Source organism: Fastidiosipila sanguinis, from assembly GCF_002998295.1.
Classification (GTDB): domain Bacteria; phylum Bacillota; class Clostridia; order Saccharofermentanales; family Fastidiosipilaceae; genus Fastidiosipila; species Fastidiosipila sanguinis.
In genome coordinates this window covers 1500988-1519783 of sequence record NZ_CP027226.1, presented here as the reverse complement: position 1 = coordinate 1519783, position 18796 = coordinate 1500988, and the positions used below count along the sequence as shown (strand labels likewise).

Genomic DNA, 18796 nt, shown 5'->3' with positions numbered 1-18796 from the left:
TAAGAGAAAACAAAAAGCAAAGAAAATCAGACACAAAAAGAAAGGGATGAAAGATGAATTATCTTCCAGAACGTGTACAAACTATTTGTGATCAGTTAAAAAGATTAACAGTCAAACAAGCATTGCCAACACCTAAGAAATGGCAATTCAAAAAAGGACAGTTTTTCTATCCAGAAGAAGCTGATCAGGATCCTACTCCATATGCAGAGTTTGATAACTCCACCATGCACTGGTATGGCCCAGATAATCACTACTGGTTCAAGAATGAAGTAGTAGTACCAGAAGAGTTTGATGGTAAACCATTATGGATTAAAGTATCAAGCCAGTTTGAGGGTGGTGAGGATATGCGTAATCCGCAATTCTTACTATTCGTAAATGGCGAAGTTACTCAAGGTATGGACGTTAACCACTTGGATGTTCTATTATCCGAGAATGCAAAAGCTGGTGATGTTTACAAACTAGATGTACAAGCTTATTCAGGTACTTTGTACCACGAATTTAACTTCTCAACTGCACTTCTAGAAATTGATCCAGAAATCAAGGATCTATACTATGACTTGCAAATTCCTCTACAAGCATTCAAGCGTTTAGAGGATGAGAGCCTAAGTAAGATAAAACTTACAAAAGTTTTGAACGATGCAGTTAACTTATTAGATTTACGTGTTCCTTATAGTGAAGAATTCTATGATTCAGTAAGAGAAACAAGAGAGTTCTTAGCTAAGGATCTATACACAGATCTAGCAGGTGAAGACGAAGTTATCGCAAGCTGTATTGGACACACTCACATTGACGTTGCTTGGTGGTGGACCGTTTCACAAACTAAGGAAAAAGTAGTACGTAGTTTCGCTACAGTACTTAAGTTGATGGAAGAGTATCCAGACTATAAATTCTTACACAGTACACCTCAAGTTTACTCATACGTTAAAGAACGTTATCCAGAAATGTTCGAACGTATTAAAGAGAGAGTAAAAGAAGGACGTTGGGAGCCTGAAGGTGCTAACTGGGTTGAGATGGATACAAATATCTCATCCGGTGAGAGTTTAACTCGTCAAATGCTATATGGTAAAAAATTCAACCGTGAGAACTTTGATCGTGAGAACAGAGTTTACTGGCTACCAGATACATTCGGTTATAACGCACAATTACCACAGCTATTAAAGAAGAGTGATGTTGACTACTTCATGACAACTAAGATTTCATGGAGCCAAGTTAACAAGATTCCTTTCGATACTTTCCACTGGAAAGGTATTGACGGTACTGAAGTTCTAACACACATGATTACAACTCCAGCTATTGGCCAAGACGTTAAAGCTGACTTCAACACCACATATAATGGTATGTTGCATCCAGATGCAATTTGTGGAGCTTGGGAAAGATATCAACAAAAAGATTTAAATAACGATATCTTAGTCTGTTTCGGTCATGGTGATGGTGGTGGTGGTGCTACCCGTTGGATGCTAGAGACAGAGAAACGTCTAAGCAAGGGTATCACAGGTATTCCTAAGACTCGTCAAGTATATGCACAACAATATTTCGATGAGTTAGAAGAGAGAGTTGGTAACAATCCTAAACTACCAGTATGGCAAGGGGATCTATACCTAGAGTATCACCGTGGTACCTACACAAGTATGGCTAGAAATAAACGTTCTAACCGTAAGACAGAATTAGGACTAATGGCTTTAGAGTTAATTTCTTCATTAGCATTAGATGGTGTTGATTATCCAAAAGAAGATATTGATCAAATCTGGACAATGGTACTACGTAACCAATTCCACGATATCTTGCCAGGTACAGCTATTAACGAAGTATATGAAGTTACAAGACTAGAATATAGAGAAGCAAAAGAAACAATTTGCAAGCTCATTGATGCACGTCTAGATTACTTGTTCGGTGAAGGTGATAAGGTAACTCTATTCAACCCACACGGTTATACAAGAAATGACGTTGTAAACCTAGGCAAAATTGATGCAAAAGCAATCCAAGCCTCAGATGGTTCTGTATACGCAGTACAACAAACAAATGATGGTGCAATTGCTTATGTAGAGAATTTACCAAGCAAGGGTTACGAGAGCTTCACAAAACTAGCTCAAGAAGTAGAGTCCAAGAATCGTTTAGTATTATCAGCTGATAAACACAGCATTGAAACTCCTTTCTATGACGTTAAGTTTGATGAAGATTTCAATATTACATCTATATATGACAAGAACAATAAACGTGAAGTAGTTCAAGACGGTAAGAGAGCAAACTTATTACGTGTCTATGAAGATAAACCAATGTACTACGATAACTGGGATATCGATTACTACTACACAGAGAAGTTCTGGGATCTAACAGATGTAGAGAGTGCAGAATGGGTAGAAGTAGGTGATATTAGAGCAACATTGCGTGTAGTACGTAAGTTTAGCAATTCAACTTTGAACCAAGATATTCACTTCTATGCTGATAGTCGTAGAATTGACTTCGTAAACGTAGTTGAGTGGAATGAATTCCAACACTTACTCAAAGTTCACTTCCCAGTAAATGTAAATACTGATGAAGCTACATTTGATATTCAATTCGGTAATATTAAACGTAAGATCCACAAGAACACAAGCTGGGATCAAGCAAGATTCGAAACTTGTGCACATAAATGGGTAGACTTATCAGAGGGTAACTACGGTGTATCCTTGATGAATGACTGTAAATATGGTCACTCCTTCATGGAATCCACAATAGTACTAAGCTTGATTAAGTCAGGTATTCAACCAAACCCAGTTTCAGACCGTGAGACACATTACTTCACTTACTCACTATTGCCACACGAAGGTGATTTTAGAGTAGGTAGAACAGTTGAAGAATCATACAACTTGAACCAAGAAGTTATTGTTAAAGATAATACAGCTGATAAAGGTAAATTCTCTCTAGTTTCAGTAGACTCACCTAATGTAGTTATTGAGACTGTTAAAGTTGCTGAAGATGGCGAAGGTAAAGTTGTAAGATTGTACGAGTCAGAAAACTCATACACACACGTAACATTAAAATGGAATGGCGAATTCTCTTCAGTTGAAGCATGTAACTTACAAGAACGTACTCTAAGTGCAGATGAGGCTTCACAACCTGTTGTAGATGAAGATGGTATCCACTTCACAATCAAGCCTTACGAAATTTACAGCTTGAGAATTAAATAATAAAAACTAATCTATTTGAATAGTTAAAACTCAACGGAGTAGTAAATTTTACTACTCCGTTGTTATTTTTGTTCTAGAAAAGAGCTGGATAATATGGTAAACTAACTTTAACCTAGAGTATAAAGAAAGTGAGGTTTTTTAATATGAGTGAAGATAAAGATATGAAAATGCGAAATAGAATTAGAGAATACAGATTGCCATACAATCTATCCCAACATAGATTAGGGAAGAAAGTTGGCGTTTCTAGAATTAGCATTAACAAGATTGAAAATGGTAAAACAATTCCTAGTTTGAAATTAGCTCACAAAATTGCAGAAGCAGTTAATGCCTCAATATATGAAATTTTTGACTTAGACGGTTCAGGGGATTACGAATATAAAAAACATAAAGAAGATTAGTTTGTATTACAATTATATAAAATAGAAAAAATTGATGAATTTGAGAGGGGTATGTAATGGGGTTTGCTCAAGTTATCAAGAAGGTCTTCACTGTTGACTGGAAAAGTTTGTTGCCACTTATTAGACAGGCTAAAAGGTCAACAGGAAGGTCTTATTATGATTTGTGCTCAGATATTAAAAGATGTAACAATGCAGGTTTCAACTGGGGTGAGTATTTTGTTTTTGGTTTTCAACACAATACTGACAGTGAATATAGGAAGTCATTTGTCTGTAATTTACCGCACTATAGAGAGATAGCAGATTATTTTGATACAGAGTCCAAAGATTTTAGCATTATAGAAGATAAAGGTATGTTTAATAAGAAGTTTGATGCGTTTAGGACTGTAAAAAGTTTGGATTTGCGCTCTGCAAGCTTTGATGAATTTAGTGAATTTGTTGATACTCATGAGATTATGTGGGCCAAAAATCCACTCGGCTATGGTGGAAGTTCAGTTTTTAGATTAAAGAGGGAAGAACTTCAAAGTAAGTCACTTAAGAAAAGCTATGAAGATCTAATAAGTAAAGAGCTCTTCGTTTTAGAAGGAAATATTGTGCAACATCCAGAGATGTCTAAATTATCATTGAACTCAGTTAATACTATTAGAGTTATGACAATTCGCGATAAGCAAGGCAACATTACAACACCATTTGCGGCTTCAAGGATAGCAACAGATGACTGTGACAAGGATAACTGTTCTTTGAAAGGTGCTAACTGTATACTGGACGAGAGAGGAGTTGTAAACTATCCTTATTTTAGAATCTATCCTGATATTAAAGAATTCAGTGAAAATCAATTTACTGGGTTTAAGTTGATAGGTTTCCAGGTACCATATTTTGAAGAAGCTTTGGAAATCTGCAAAAAAGCCTTGGAATTAACAGATTTTAATTTTATTGGCTGGGATGTTGCGATAACCGAAAATGGTCCGTGCCTAATAGAAGCTAACCGTGCTGCTAGTTTTGACCTTTTCCAATCTTATACTCAATTACAAGATGGTCAAGGTAAAAAGAAAGAACTTGAAAAGTATCTAGGATTTGAGTTAAGTGAGCGAGATATTTAGTTAGTTAACATAGTTATATATTTAAGCAAGAAAAAAGCGGTGGAGCAAATTTGTTCCGCCGCTTTGCTGTTCACTCTAGTGAAAATTTATTATTTTATGCCAGCAATTTTTTCGATTTCTGATCTAAGTTCTTTTTCTAGAGATTCAGCTTCTTCACGATCTGCTTTAAGTGAGATGTAGATTTTTAGCTTAGGCTCAGTACCGGAAGGTCTGACTACGAAGCTACCGTTTTCACCAAGTATGAATTTCAATACATCAGATTTTGGCAAATCATCAACACCTTTGTTGTAGTCGAAGATTTCTGTAACTTTCATACCTGCAATTTCAGAAATTTCTTGATCACGCAAACCTTGCATAATTGCATTCATTCTTTCGAAACCTGCTTGACCCTCGAATTGATATGACTCTAAAGTATCTAGGTAGAAGCCATATTTATCGTAGATTTCTTCGAGTTTATCAAATAGGTTTACGCCATTTGTCATGTAGTATGAGAACATTTCAGCAACTAAGATAGCAGCGTTAACAGCATCTTTATCACGTACATAAGGACCACTTAAGTAACCATAGCTTTCTTCGAAACCTAAGATATAGTCATCAACTCTACCTACAGCTTCTAACTTAGCAATTTGCTCACCGATATATTTAAATCCTGTCAAGACGTTAACTGTCTCAACATTGTTAGAATCAGCAACTTTTTCTGCGAGTGAAGTAGTTACTATAGTCTTAACAAAAACTGGATGCTCTGGCATAGTATTTGTAGTTTGTTTACGGTGAATAATGTAATCTAGCAGTAAAACACCAACTAAGTTACCAGAAACTAACTCGAACTCTCCTGAAGGGTTCTTAATTGCAATACCTAGACGGTCTGCGTCAGGGTCAGTTGCCATAAACATATCAGCGTCTTCACGTTTAGCATACTCAATACCAAGAGCCATAGCTTCAGGATATTCAGGGTTTGGATATGGAGCTGTTGGGAAGTTACCATCTGGCAATTCTTGCTCTTTAACAACGCTTAAGTTTGTGTATCCCATTTCCTCTAGAGCACGTAAAACAGGTTTCAAACCAGCACCGTGAATTGGTGAGTAGATGATTTTAACATCTTTGTTTATCTTTGTATTCTCGTCAATTTCAGACTCGTTTTTTACAGCTTCAATATAAGCTGTGTAAACTTCAGGCTCGATGTATTTAATCTTACCAGCAGCCAAAGCTGAGTCGAAGTCGTACTCTACAATATCGTTGAAAGTATCTAGCTTGTTGATTTCTTCAGAAATTGCAGCAGCTACATCTGTCTTGATTTGGCAACCATCTGCTCCATAAACTTTGTAACCGTTATATTGTGCAGGGTTGTGTGAAGCAGTGACCATTACACCAGCATCAGTTTGCAATTCTCTAATTGCAAAAGATACTGCAGGTGTTGGCATTAGTTCAGGATAAAGATGAACTTGAATACCATTAGCAGCATAAACAGCAGCTGCTACTTGTGAGAATAGGTCAGATTTAATACGTGAGTCATAACCAATAGCAATTGATTTTTGCTCTGATTTTGCTGTCTTGTTGACGTAATTTGCTAAACCTTGTGAAGCTTTTGCAACAGTATAAATGTTCATTCTGTTAGTACCAGCTCCTATAGTTCCACGTAAACCACCTGTACCAAATGCTAGATCACGGTAGAAGGCGTCATTGATTTTTTCTTCGTTTCCTGAAATGGATTTCAACTCAGCAAGAAGACTTTCATCTTCAACTTTGTCTAACCATACTTGATATAATTCTTTAACGTTTCTTTCCATTAAAATACCTCTTTTCCTTTTTTCTTCTCTCCTAAGTTTTTCTAAAAACTTTCTAAAAACTTTTTAGTTTGCTTAGATATACTTTTCCTAGCTAAAATTTGCAGTTTTCTTAGTATTTAATAAATAAATTTTGCTTTTATACATCACTTTCAGAAGGTTGAACTCTACTTATAATAGCCCTACAATTACCAGATAACAATACTGAATCAGAACCGGCAGGAACAAATATTGTTTCACCTAATTTAAGTTCAACTTCTTCATTTCCTCGGCTAGCTTTTGCTTCACCTTCGATGATTGTTAAGCCTAAGAAACTTTCATCGCCAACTTCTAGGTTTCTTTCTCCATCAACTGTGATTAGGTCAGTTTGGAAATGTTTGCCGTAGAATAATTTCTCTTCACCAGATTTTCTATCTTTAGCTAATGAGACATTTTTCATATCTACTGGGTCTAGATCCATAACTGCGAAAGATTGCTCTACGTGTAATTCTCTAGGCTTACCGTCGCTTCCTGGTCTATTGTAGTCAAATAATCTGTATGTAATGTTTGAGCTTTGTTGAATCTCGTACACAAGAACACCAACACCAATTGCATGAATAGTGCCTGAAGGTACGTAGAAACAGTCTCCTGGTTGAACTTCAAATGGTCTTAATAACTCTGCAAAAGTACCATCTTTAAGTTTCTCTCTAGCTTCCGCTTCATTAAGAGTTTCTTTTGGGCCAAGATAGATGAAACTACCTTCTTCAGCGCCGATAATGTACCACATTTCTGTTTTACCATTATCTCCCTCATTTTTGTGGGCGTATTCATCATCTGGGTGTACTTGTATAGATAGAGCTGATTTAGCATCAATAAATTTAGTTAAGATTGGGAAGTATCCAATTTCATTAGGGTATGTTCCCATTACTTCAGGGTTTTCTTTAACAACTGCTGCCAAAGTTTTACCTGCAAGTTCGCCATTTTCTATAATTGCTTCGCCATCTGCGTGTGCAGAGATTTCCCAAGTTTCACCTATTTGAGTACCAGGCTCAGCCTTATCAAATTCATTTGCAAGTCTAGTACCACCCCATACTTTTGGAGATATTGCTGGTTTCAATTTAAAAATTTTGTTCACCTTTTAGCCTCCCTCTGAGTCATAAATATTTGCTTTTATTCTACCAAATTATCGAGCTATATTGAAGATGCTATTCTTGATTAGTGTGTAAGTAAGCGTAAGTTTTAAGAGAAATTTACAAGCTGCAAAAATGATATAATAGTGTTTACAAATTTAATGGATATATTATTTGGCAATAGTGGGTGAATTCTAGTAAAATATAGCCATTAAATAAATAATTCAGTTAAGAGAGATAATAAGTGAGACGTAAAAACAAAATAGTAATAATGTTAATAGTCCTAGCGGTCTTCTTCCTTAGCTATTTGTTGTATAAAAACAGCTTGGCAAATAAGATGAAAGAGGAGCTTAATACTAGGTACCCAATCGATACTTTTGAGGTAAAAAATGTAAAGCTCACTCTGATACCTTTAGGCGCAAATGCTGAGGCAAAAGCTAAGAATATGGGCACTGAATTTGACGTAAGCTATGTTTACAAATTAGGTTTAGCAGGTAATGAAATTAGAGATAACCTATATAAAGTTAAAACAGAGAATTTTTATAAAGAGAAACTTAAAGCTTTCATGGACAAATATAGTGACTGGATAGAGGGTTATAATATTGAGAGTGTAACAGATTCAGAGAAGGCTCTAGATCTTAATCTATCTATATTCCCTGCTAGAGTAGATGTGGTTTTATCTACTAAGATTAAAAATACTAACGAATATCTTGATGCAGTTAAATTCTTGCTACAGAAATTTAATGAACAAAAACAAGCTGATGCAGATTTAAAGGATTTGAAAGCCGTAAGGTTCTATTCTTTCCCAGGAAGTATAACAGAGCTCAATGTTAAGAATATAGGCTTAGATGCTAATAACTTGACCCAAGCAACTTACCCTGAGACAGAAGCAAGCACTGAAATAACAAGCGCTGGTAATGAAACTACAACTACAACAACAGAACAAACTACAAATACTAGTACCAGCACGGAAAAAGCAAAAAATCCATTGTATGTATTGGAATTCAATTCTTTCCTAGATAGTATAGATCTAGAGAACGTTAAGAATGGAGTAAGGTTAAGAGGTATAAGCAAAAAAGAGCTTAACCAATTATCTGAAAGATATGATTTGGACAAAGAAGCTTTGGAAAGATTGAAAGTTGCGGAGGATAGACAAACAAGAGACGTAGCTTTTTCCAAGTTGCAAGAAAGTGCAAAAGCAGAAGGTCAAACTTTGACCAGTCCAAGTGAAGAAGAATTTAAACCAAGTGAAAAGAAGTAGAAAATTTAAGATAGTAATATTTGATATCTTTAAATAAATTCTCCAACATTGCAGATAATTATTGTTACAAGTAAAACGAGGATATATTATGACAGAAAATAATAACAACAATAATAGAAATTCAGATAATAAAAACTCTAATATTGCAAAAAGCAGACCTAGAAGAGGGATGAATCAAGAACATAGAGCAAATTCTAATTCAGGACAGAAAGCTAGTGCGAGAGTTGTAGGTGGAAATAATAACAATAGTAGAGCTAATAAAGATCGTACAGATAATAATGCTAATAATAAGAGCTCAAACAATAACAAGTCTAATAATCGCACTGCTAATATGTCAGACAACAGAAAAAACAATAGAAACAATAGAAATAATAAACAGGACAGCAATGCTTCTAATAAGCAATTAAGACAAAACCAAAACTCTAGAAATTCTGGAAATAAAGTTAATAGGCAGTCTCAAGACCAAAGAACTAATCAAGAATCAAATAGAAATTCTAAGCCAAAACGTATGCAAGATAAGCATAAAGGTAATCGCAGAAGAAATTTTGGTCCACAAGTTGACAAGGAAACTATGTCTGAAGTTGAGACCATAGAGGATATTCGTCGTGAGATTGCAGATATTGAAAAAGAGATAGCTTTGGAGATATCAAGTATAGAAAGTATTGGACTATAGCGTTGTCATTGTTATAGCAACAGGATAAGTGAAGTTTAAAACTATGAAAAAGGGACTATTTATAACAATTGAAGGTGGTGACGGAGTTGGTAAAGGAACTCAGGTCAAATTTATTCAAGAGTATTTATTGTCCCAAAATATAGATTATATTTCACTAAGAGAGCCTGGTGGCAGTAGAATTGGTGAGGCGATTAGAGAAATTTTACTGGACAAAGATAATCTAAATATGACAGCGGAGGCTGAACTACTGCTATTTAATGCTGGTAGAGCTCAGTTGGTTGAAGAATTAGTTAAACCAACAATAGCTAAAGGTACTTGGGTTATATCGGATAGATTTTATGATTCAAGTATTGCCTATCAAGTTGGAGGTAGAGGCCTTAACGAAAGACAGGCTCGTGAAATAATTGAATTTGCTTGCCAAGGACTGGAACCTGATGTGACTATCTATTTAGATCTCTCTGTAGATGAAGCTATTAAGCGCAGAGAGAAAAGAGAGATTGAAACTAATACCTCAGAAGACAGAATGGAATTGGAAAGTACGAATTTTGCTCGCAGAGTGAGAGATAAATATCTTGAAATAGCGGCAAGTGAGCCTAGAGTAAAAACTGTAGATGCTGGTGGTAGTATTCAAGAGGTCAGCTCAAAAATAAAAGAAATTCTAGATGAATTAATAAAAGATTTCAGAGGAGGTAAATTATGAAATTAATTTTCACTATAGTTCATGATGATGATAGTAGTAGAGTTATGGGTGCTCTAAACAAGGAAGGTTATAGAATTACAAAACTAAGCTCTACAGGTGGTTTCTTACGTTCTGGTAATACTACTTTGATGTGTGGTGTTGAGGATGATCAAGTTAAAGAAGCTTTGGATATTATTAGAGATCACTCAAGTTCCAGAAAAGTTGCAGTTGATGCAAGTAGTCTAGGTGCTACAACAATGGGCTATGGAGCATATCCAGTAGAAGTTAATGTTGGTGGTGCAACAGTTTTCATAGTAAATGTTGAATATTTTGAAAAAATGTAAAAATTACAACAACTTAATAGGCCGCAATGAGATTAAGAGTGAGTTGATTAAACTTGCTCAAACTATGGACGATAGATTTATCGTTTTTGTCGGCTCTCAAGGTACAGACAAAGAAGCTTGGGCTGATGCCCTGGCTTCTAATCTATTATGTGAGAATCCTAGAGAAGATGGTGCTTGCTTAGAGTGCAGAGCCTGCAAGTATTTGGAGAATGGAACTCATCCTGATTATTTGGAAATAAACCCTGAAAAAGAATCTAAAAATATTGCTATTCAGACGATCAGAGATAGAGTTCATGCTGAGATTAATATTTTGCCACAGTTAAATAATGTAAAACTCTGGAGAATCGATGCTAATGCTTTGCAAGAGGGTGCTCAGAATGCGCTGTTGAAAGTTTTGGAAGAACCACCAAGTTATGCATACTTTATTTTGACTATAGATGATAGGACGAAATTACTTCCAACTCTAAGATCTAGAGCAAGAGAAATTAAAATACCAGCAATGAGTCGTGTGGACTTGAACACCTTACTAGATCAGCATGACGTTAGTGATCCTAATCAGAGAAGTTTAGCGATTAACTTTTCCTCAGGTTTACCGGAATTAGCCTTACAGTTAGCGGAAGATGAGGGTTTACAGGAAGAACGTAAGAATGTGTTTAAGTGGTTTGTAGAATTCTTGCGTGCTAGAGAAGTTGATGTTTTGACTACTTCTTATGATTTTTGGGACAAAAGCAAATCCAGCATGGATACGAACATATTGTTTTTGCAGAGTTTCCTGAGAGATATGGTTTTGTTACATGCTAAGCCAGAAATTGAAAAAGATAATTTGCTAAACCAGGATATGCTTAACTATTTACAGAGATTAAATCAGGAATATAAATTTTCAGTAGAAAATCTTTCAAATGCTTTGCGCACTCTTAATGAAGTTTCTAAGAGAAGCAAGGCAAATGTAAATTTTGAGATTAGTATCTGTGGTATGTTGCTTAAAATGAGGAATGCTTTAAACTTAAACAAATAAAACAAAACTTAGATTTTAAAGATAGAGTAAAGAATTTCTTAGAAAAGGAAAAACGATTAAGTATATGGACCAAAAAAGTAATAATGCCAAGGTAAAAGAACATAACAGAAAGGCACAGAATATCTCTGCCTATTCTGCCTATATGCTTTTTGCAATAATTGCTGTAGTACTTGCCAAGGTAATAGGTTTTGTACGTGAAATTATGATTACCCACCGTTTCGGCTATGGTAATGTCACTGATGGCTATTACTTAGGTTTTGCAGTTCCTGACCTTGTTTACAATATTCTAGTTGGTGGTGCTATTGGTGCAGCCGTTGTACCAATGTTATCAGGAGCTATTGAGAGAGATGAGGAAGATAAGGTATGGCCTAGTATTTCTACCTTCTTTACCTTTATAATGATTTTATTTGCAGGATTCATGCTTGTAGGAGAGTTGTTTTCTGAAGAGATAATTAGTTTCTTGAATCCTGGTCAGAATATGGAAGTTTTGGGTATAGCAACTTCTGTGTCTAGAGTTGTTTACCTGCAAACTTTCTTTTTTATATTATTAGCAATAATAACTTCAACTTTGTCAGCTAATAAAGTGTATGGATTACCTGCCTTAGGTGATAGTGTTTATAATATTTTCTATTTATTAGCGATAATATTCTTTGCTTCACCTACTAAAGAAGGGGCAGTAAACGTAGCTTGGGGTGTGGTTTTTGCAGCAGTAATGTACTTCTTATATATATTTTATTTCGCAAAACCATATATGGTGAAATATAGACCTAACTTGAACGTCAAGGATAGGAAGTTCTGGTACCTACTCTGGCTAGCAGTCCCAGCATTATTATCTGGTACAGTTGCGCAGTTAAACACTATTGTGCAACAAAGTTTTGCCGGCTTGGCTCAACAGAATATACCAAATGCAAGTACGGGTGTTGTCACAAGCTTGAGAAATGCTAACACATTATTTAATTTACCTTACCAAGTAATAGTCTCAAGTATAGGTAGTTTCCTGCTATCTAACATTAGTGGTTTCATGGCGAGAGGTGCAGATAAAGAAGCTAGTAATTTCCTGACCAAAACAGTTAAGTTAGTTTTAGTGATTATGGTTCCTGTAGCATTGTTCTTTGCAGTCTTTTCAGAAGAGACTGTACAGGCAGTGTATCAATGGAATCCTGCCACTTACACTAATGAAAATGTAAAAGTTACAGCAGCTATTTTGAGAATTTACTCAATAAACTTTATTGTTGGACCTTTTTTATATTTTATTAATCAAGTATTTTTTGCCTTGCAAAAGAACTATATTATCCTAATTACAACAACCATAAATTTACTGACCAACTATCTATTTTGCTTTGTTTTTATCAATGGATTTAGCTTAGGTATTGATGGATTGGCCTGGGCAACAGTTCTTAGCCAAATCTTGGTTACTATAATTTCATATATTATCTTAAGCATGATGAAAAACAAGATTGAAGTTGAGAGCATGAATAGTTTCGCCTGGAAATCTATAGTTGCCTCACTATTCACATTCAGTATATTGGTGTTGATGCATACAGTTAGCCCAATTTACTCAAGCAAGATTAAACAATTAGTTCTGTATGTAATTAATGGGTTAATTGCCATGGGAGCATATTTCACCGCATCACATTTATTGGAAGTTCATGAAGTTACATGGATCTTCAGGATGATTAAATCTCTATTTAAAAAGGTGAAAAATAAACTAAGATTAGGTAAATAATATGACTCCAGATAGACGTGAGCAAGTTCCTGAATATATGAAGAAAATCAAAGATTATCCAGGCTTGCGTTTGGAAAATTTGGAGCGAGCAGGTCTATTATATTTTCAACTAGAAGATAGTTTTCGTTATGGGAATGAACAAATTTTCCTAGTCAATTTTGCAAAAAGTTTAATTAATAAAGCTGAGATGAAAAGTTTAGAGAATGGTAAATCTCAACTTAATATACTAGATCCTGGAGCTGGGGCAGGAATATTGACAGTCTTGAGTTCAGCTCATTTCCCTAATTCTCAAGGAGTGGCAATAGAGTTAATGGAACGACCATATGAACTTCTCAAAGCCAACTTGAAAATGAACAATCTAGATAAACGTTTCCAGGCAGTAAGAGCGGATATTCAAGCTTTGGCTAATTCTGACTCTACTGAGCTTGCTGACTTGCACTACCAAGAACAATTTGACTTGGCTATTTGTAACCCACCATATTTTAAGCAAAATTCAGGACCATCTAGAGATCTGAGCATTACTTCTGAACTTGAAGTAAGTGCAGCTAGAGATGAGATTTTTTTGACCTTGGATGACTACATGAAATTCGTTAGCAAGTCACTTAAATATTCTGGCAAAATGGCTTTGTTGCATAGGCCGGAACGTCTAGTTGAGACAATAAATATTGCGAGCAAATATCAGCTGTATCCCTATTATCTACGTGCTGTTTTGCCTAAACATGATGCCAAGGTAAAAGTATTTTTGCTAGCTTTATCTAAGGGTAAGAAGCGCAGTTTCGAATGGGGCAAGGATTTGGTCATTTATAATAAGGCTGGAGAGTATACTGATGAAGTAGCAGCTTATTATAGTGAGGTGTAGAAGCGATGAGAGATGATTTTATTGAAAGTTTTCCAAAAAAGAAATTACAAGAAATATGGGAGAGTACTGAGGTAGAGCCTGGAGTTCTTTACATAGTTGGGACTCCTATAGGGAATTTAGGAGATATTTCCGTAAGAGCTCTAAGTACATTAGCTCAAGTTGATACAGTCCTAGCAGAGGATACTAGGACCAGTTCAGAATTGCTTTTGCCTTTTGGAATTAAGCCACATTACCTAAGTTTTCATCAACATAATTTTCGTTCACGTATAGAAAATGTAATTGCTGATTTGGAGTCAGGCAAGTCTATAGCTCAAATCTCAGATGCCGGTATGCCTACTATTTCAGATCCAGGAGTAGAGCTTGTTGATGCTTGTTTAGATGCTGGTTTGGAAGTTAGAGTAGTCCCAGGACCGTCAGCAAGTATAGCGATAGTTAGTTTGGGTGGGTTGCCAGCAGATGATTTTAGATTTGTTGGTTTTTTGCCACAGAAAGAATCTGATAAACATGAACTCCTACAAGATATTAAGAATTATAGGGGTATTACAGTTCTTTATGAAGCACCACATAGACTATTACAAACTTTAAATGATTTAGTTGCAGCAGGATTTGGACAAAGAGAACTTGTAGTTGGTCGTGAACTTACAAAAAGATATGAAGAAGTAATTAGAGACACTGTAGAAAATATTATTGAATATTATTCGGAAAATAAGATTAGAGGAGAATTTGTTTTGCTACTTGGAAAAACAAGTGCTGCAGAAGAAGCAGCTCAGAGTATAAATGAAGAGCAGGATTTGAAAGAGCAAATTGAAGAAGCACTTAAGGCAGATAAGACAAGCAAAACCATTCTCTTAGAGTTGCAGGACAAAAGCAATTTACCCAAGAATGAACTGAAAAAAATGATAGCTTCAATTAAGACTGAATTAGAAAATTAGAATAATAATTAAAAAGTGTAATGCTGAAAAGGCGAGATGTAGAAAAAGCTAGATACAGAAAAACAAAATACAAAAAGAAATGCAGAAAATTTAATAATTTTTTCTGATAAAAGCATGTATTCTATTAGAGAATAGAATTTCAAGAATGAATAGACTTTCAAGAAAAAATTTCAAGAAAATTGAGGAAGAACTATGGAAATTGTGAAAAAGCAAAGAAAAGTAGAACGTAATAAGAAGATATTTATACTAACTTTGGCGTTCTTTATTCCAGCAATAATAATGACAGTAACGTATATGTTGATGCAATTCTATCCTGCAGGTGATAGAACTCCTTTGACAATCGACTTATATCATCAGTATGTATCCTTCTTGGCGGAACTACGTCGCAAGTTATTATCTGGTGAAAATATATTCTATTCTTGGTCAGTTGGAATGGGAACAAACTTTTATGCTTTGACAGCATATTACGCTGCCTCACCTCTTAATTTATTATTAGTATTATTCCCTCTTGAACATATCACTGAAGCAGTGACCTTCCTTACTGTTACCAAGATTGGTTTATCAGGCTTAACATTTGCGTATATGCTCTATGAAGGGCCAGCGAAGCGTTTAGGTTCAGCCACTATAAGGTCTAGAAGAGAAGTCAGATTAAGTAAAGCAGATGATAAAAGTACAGATATTTTTATAATAATATTGGCTACTGCTTATGCACTTAATGGTTTCAACTTGACATATTCATGGGATATTATGTGGTTAGACGTTATAGTCTTACTTCCAATAATTATACTTGGCGTAAATAAGGCTATTAGAGAAAGTAAATTTACAACTTATATAATTAGCCTGGCAATGGCACTGATAATTAACTACTACTTGGCTTTCTTTGTATGTTTGTTCGTGGCGTGTTATTTCTTCGTAGCATATTTCACTGCGAAATCAGAAGCTCAACAGTTAAAATCCGATTTAGCTTATGCAAAGCATGGTGTCATTAATGAAGACAGTTTAATCAACCCATATGAGGAAGAATATAGCGTAGATAATGAAGCTGAATATCGAAAGAGTGAATTAGAATACAAACTCTTGAATGTTAAATTCTGGCCTGTATTTAGCAAGTTTGCTTTGTTTACAGTAATTGCATTGGCCATTAGTGCAGTGATGTTATTACCAACAGCCTTATCATTAGTTGATACATCTGCAGCAGGCGATGCTTGGCCAAGTGATATGCGCATTAATTTCGATGCTTTTGACTTCATGTCTAGAGGCTTGATGAATATGAGCCCTGACATTCGTAGTGGACTACCTAATATTTATGTTGGCATTTTAGCTTTCATCTTCTTGCCACTCTATGTATTCGCTAACAAGATTGGTAATGGAGAGAAGATTAGTCATCTAGCTTTATTAGGATTCTTATATATAAGCTTTAATAATAATTTCTTAGACTTTTTCTGGCACGGTATGCACTATCCAAACCAACTTCCTTATAGATATGCATTCTTATTTTCATTTGTACTCCTATTGATAATGTTTAGAACCTTAACCGTTATCAGAGAGTACTCCGCCAAGACTTTAATGATGATATCTGCCGGTGCCATCTTATTTGTGGTATTAGCAGAAAAACTTAACGATAATGTCAGCAGAGAAAATGCTTTTATTAATATCTTGTACTTTATAGTTTATTTAGCAATGTTTGCAGGATTTAGAAAAGCTAGAAATTTCCGTACTGCAAGCTTGCTTCTAGGAATCATTATTATTAGTGAGTTAATAGTAAATAGCTTCATGACTATATACACAATAGGAGAAAATGAAGTTTACACTAGAAGATCTAGTTTTGTAGATGATATGCACGATGTTGGACAGTTAATAGATGTTGCCAAAGAGCAAGAGAATGGTGACTTTTTCCGTATGGAAGTTAAGCCACAAAAGACTACCAACGATGGTGCTCTCTATGGTTATCCAGGAATTACTCTATTTAGTTCAACTAGTAGAGAAGCTACAGCTAAGCTAATGAAGAAATTAGCTTTCCACGGTAATAATATTAATAGTTATAAATATGTTGATTCTACCAACGTTGGTAACTCGCTCTTGGGTATGAAATATCTGCTCTTGAAAAATGGTGCAAGTAGAGATACTTCTCTGGAAAAAGTAGAAGAATATAACGATATGACTCTTCTAAAAAATCCTCATGCACTTGAGGTAGGTGCTGCAGCAGGACCAGAACTTAAATTCTGGAACCCAACAGATAGCTCACCATTTTCAAACTGGAACAGCTTGTTAAAAGCCTTGGGCGAAGAAGGTTTATTTGAACATGTAGATCCAGAAGTCGTAAATGGTTATAACTTCGGTCCAGCTAGTGGTTCTGGTGACTCAGGTGTAACGATAACACCTGAAGATTTCAATGCTTCTGGTCTAATGAACTTCAAGATAGATGTGAAAGAAGATCAATTCTTGTATCTTGCAATTGAAACAAGCAAAGACATGCGAGTTAAAGTACGAGTCAATGAAACAACTAATGATGAAGAAGTTAAGAAAGGTAGGTCAGGAACTGTACGTCAAGCTGAAGCTCGAAATATCCATTGGATTGAGACTTTTGACGTTGGATATGTTGCTGCTGGAGATGAAGTAAACTTTAGCATTGAACAAGATAAGGACAAAGCAAGTGCAGTTACTGTATATGCCGCAACTGTTGATAAAGCTAAGTATGAACGTGTCATTAGTAGTATTAAAGAACAAGAAGTTGATGTGCAAGAGTGGAATGCTAATTCATTGGTAGCAAAATATAATGCAAAAACTGATGGTAACCTATTCTTGAATATCCCTTACGATAGCTCTTGGAAAGCTTATATTGATGGTGAAGAAGTCAAGATAGAATCAATCGCAGAGACAGCGTTGTTGAGTGTTCCTACTGAGGCCGGAGAGCACGAGCTGAAATTAGTTTTTGTGCCTAGAGGGTTTGAACTAGGATTAACAATGTCTATAGGCGGATTGATCTTATTATTAGTCTTATGCTTAATTAGAAAACTTTACATTGTCAAAAAAGATAAAGAAAGAGTTTCTAATTATATTGAGTTGAAGAATAACTTATATGCTGAATATAGAGAAGCTTACAGTTTTATTGAATCTTTGAAATTGGAAAATGAAAATTCAGATGATTTACTTGTCGAATCTGAGAGAGTTAGAAAAGATGGTGAGACTGCAGTTGTAGCTCAAGAAATTAGAGAAGCAGAAGAATTACTAGCGTCTGCGAACGCTTTAGAAAAAGCCAGAGCTTATGAGAGTAAGAATTATAAGCTACGTATAGCGGATAGTAATGAAATTTATTATGAGCTTGAGCAAAAAGCTTTGCGTGAACGTGAGATTGATTCATTGATGAAAGGTATAAATAAATACCTGAAAGATAAGTCAGGCGAATTTGATGCTATAGAAGTTGACGAAGCAAAAGTTGCAGACAATGTTATTGTGAGACAAGCACCTGAACTCTCTGAAAATTTACAAACTGAGCTTGAATCAGCAGAGCAAGAAGTAGAAGCAGAATCAGCAGAGCGTGATGAAATAGCAGAATCAGCAGAATATGAAAAAGTAGAAGAAGCCGAAACAGAAAAGAATGAAGTAGAGGCAGAAAATGCTCTCGATAATCTTGCTGACACTGATGCTGATATTCAGTGGAAGAAATCTGATGATAATCAAGACTAATTAAAATACTTTTCACGAAAACAAGAGAAAATGAGAGAAAACGAGAGAAAAGTGAAGTTTCAGTG

Annotated in this window: 14 protein-coding genes; 12 read left to right on the top strand and 2 right to left on the bottom strand. The window is 35.3% G+C overall.

Annotated features, from left to right (window positions below):
• Positions 1 to 53 precede the first annotated feature (53 nt).
• From C5Q98_RS06625 to C5Q98_RS06615, 3 genes are all read left to right on the top strand, one after another.
• Complete coding sequence (locus C5Q98_RS06625; protein WP_106012849.1) at positions 54 to 3167, top strand: alpha-mannosidase; 3114 nt, start codon at positions 54 to 56, stop codon at positions 3165 to 3167.
• Between the two features lie 143 nt (positions 3168 to 3310).
• Positions 3311 to 3565 (top strand): helix-turn-helix transcriptional regulator, encoded by a 255-nt coding sequence (locus C5Q98_RS06620; protein ID WP_242967365.1) that lies wholly within the window; start codon positions 3311 to 3313, stop codon positions 3563 to 3565.
• A 56-nt stretch (positions 3566 to 3621) separates the two neighbouring features.
• Positions 3622 to 4662 (top strand): sugar-transfer associated ATP-grasp domain-containing protein, encoded by a 1041-nt coding sequence (locus C5Q98_RS06615; protein ID WP_106012848.1) that lies wholly within the window; start codon positions 3622 to 3624, stop codon positions 4660 to 4662.
• An 89-nt stretch (positions 4663 to 4751) separates the two neighbouring features.
• On the opposite strand, the gene C5Q98_RS06610 is transcribed toward C5Q98_RS06615, so the two are convergent.
• Positions 4752 to 6449 carry a phospho-sugar mutase gene (locus C5Q98_RS06610; protein WP_106012847.1) on the bottom strand — a complete coding sequence of 566 codons (1698 nt, stop codon included), beginning with the start codon at positions 6447 to 6449 and terminating at the stop codon, positions 4752 to 4754.
• A 136-nt stretch (positions 6450 to 6585) separates the two neighbouring features.
• Positions 6586 to 7560, bottom strand: coding sequence for a type I phosphomannose isomerase catalytic subunit (locus C5Q98_RS06605; RefSeq protein WP_106012846.1), 975 nt, complete (start codon positions 7558 to 7560; stop codon positions 6586 to 6588).
• A 239-nt stretch (positions 7561 to 7799) separates the two neighbouring features.
• On the opposite strand from C5Q98_RS06605, the gene C5Q98_RS06600 reads away from it, so the two are divergent.
• The 9 genes from C5Q98_RS06600 to C5Q98_RS06560 all read left to right on the top strand — a co-directional run bounded on the left by C5Q98_RS06600 (position 7800) and on the right by C5Q98_RS06560 (position 18731).
• Positions 7800 to 8816: a hypothetical protein gene (locus C5Q98_RS06600; protein WP_106012845.1), complete on the top strand. Its 1017-nt coding sequence runs from the start codon at positions 7800 to 7802 to the stop codon at positions 8814 to 8816.
• 88 nt (positions 8817 to 8904) lie between these two features.
• Complete coding sequence (locus C5Q98_RS06595) at positions 8905 to 9489, top strand: hypothetical protein (RefSeq protein ID WP_106012844.1); 585 nt, start codon at positions 8905 to 8907, stop codon at positions 9487 to 9489.
• Positions 9490 to 9532: 43 nt separating this feature from the next.
• Complete coding sequence (tmk, locus tag C5Q98_RS06590; RefSeq protein WP_106012843.1) at positions 9533 to 10189, top strand: dTMP kinase; 657 nt, start codon at positions 9533 to 9535, stop codon at positions 10187 to 10189.
• Positions 10186 to 10512, top strand: coding sequence for a cyclic-di-AMP receptor (locus tag C5Q98_RS06585; RefSeq protein ID WP_106012842.1), 327 nt, complete (start codon positions 10186 to 10188; stop codon positions 10510 to 10512). Before tmk ends, C5Q98_RS06585 begins: the two co-directional genes overlap by 4 nt.
• Entirely contained in the window at positions 10499 to 11527 is a 1029-nt protein-coding gene (locus C5Q98_RS06580; protein ID WP_158695733.1) for a DNA polymerase III subunit, read from the top strand. Before C5Q98_RS06585 ends, C5Q98_RS06580 begins: the two co-directional genes overlap by 14 nt.
• A gap of 64 nt (positions 11528 to 11591) precedes the next feature.
• Positions 11592 to 13253 (top strand): murein biosynthesis integral membrane protein MurJ, encoded by a 1662-nt coding sequence (gene murJ / locus C5Q98_RS06575; RefSeq protein WP_106012840.1) that lies wholly within the window; start codon positions 11592 to 11594, stop codon positions 13251 to 13253.
• A 1-nt stretch (position 13254) separates the two neighbouring features.
• Positions 13255 to 14112 carry a tRNA1(Val) (adenine(37)-N6)-methyltransferase gene (locus C5Q98_RS06570; RefSeq protein ID WP_106012839.1) on the top strand — a complete coding sequence of 286 codons (858 nt, stop codon included), beginning with the start codon at positions 13255 to 13257 and terminating at the stop codon, positions 14110 to 14112.
• Between the two features lie 5 nt (positions 14113 to 14117).
• A complete protein-coding gene (gene rsmI, locus C5Q98_RS06565; protein ID WP_106012838.1) occupies positions 14118 to 15044 on the top strand; it encodes a 16S rRNA (cytidine(1402)-2'-O)-methyltransferase in 927 nt (308 codons plus the stop codon).
• A 192-nt stretch (positions 15045 to 15236) separates the two neighbouring features.
• Positions 15237 to 18731, top strand: coding sequence for a YfhO family protein (locus C5Q98_RS06560; protein ID WP_106012837.1), 3495 nt, complete (start codon positions 15237 to 15239; stop codon positions 18729 to 18731).
• Positions 18732 to 18796 lie beyond the last annotated feature (65 nt).

Coding starts and splice junctions, on each gene's coding strand:
- C5Q98_RS06625 (WP_106012849.1), top strand. CDS start 54: ATGAATTATCTTCCAGAACGTGTACAAACTATTTGTGATCAGTTAAAA.
- C5Q98_RS06620 (WP_242967365.1), top strand. CDS start 3,311: ATGAGTGAAGATAAAGATATGAAAATGCGAAATAGAATTAGAGAATAC.
- C5Q98_RS06615 (WP_106012848.1), top strand. CDS start 3,622: ATGGGGTTTGCTCAAGTTATCAAGAAGGTCTTCACTGTTGACTGGAAA.
- C5Q98_RS06610 (WP_106012847.1), bottom strand. CDS start 6,449: ATGGAAAGAAACGTTAAAGAATTATATCAAGTATGGTTAGACAAAGTT.
- C5Q98_RS06595 (WP_106012844.1), top strand. CDS start 8,905: ATGACAGAAAATAATAACAACAATAATAGAAATTCAGATAATAAAAAC.
- tmk (WP_106012843.1), top strand. CDS start 9,533: ATGAAAAAGGGACTATTTATAACAATTGAAGGTGGTGACGGAGTTGGT.
- C5Q98_RS06585 (WP_106012842.1), top strand. CDS start 10,186: ATGAAATTAATTTTCACTATAGTTCATGATGATGATAGTAGTAGAGTT.
- murJ (WP_106012840.1), top strand. CDS start 11,592: ATGGACCAAAAAAGTAATAATGCCAAGGTAAAAGAACATAACAGAAAG.
- C5Q98_RS06570 (WP_106012839.1), top strand. CDS start 13,255: ATGACTCCAGATAGACGTGAGCAAGTTCCTGAATATATGAAGAAAATC.
- rsmI (WP_106012838.1), top strand. CDS start 14,118: ATGAGAGATGATTTTATTGAAAGTTTTCCAAAAAAGAAATTACAAGAA.
- C5Q98_RS06560 (WP_106012837.1), top strand. CDS start 15,237: ATGGAAATTGTGAAAAAGCAAAGAAAAGTAGAACGTAATAAGAAGATA.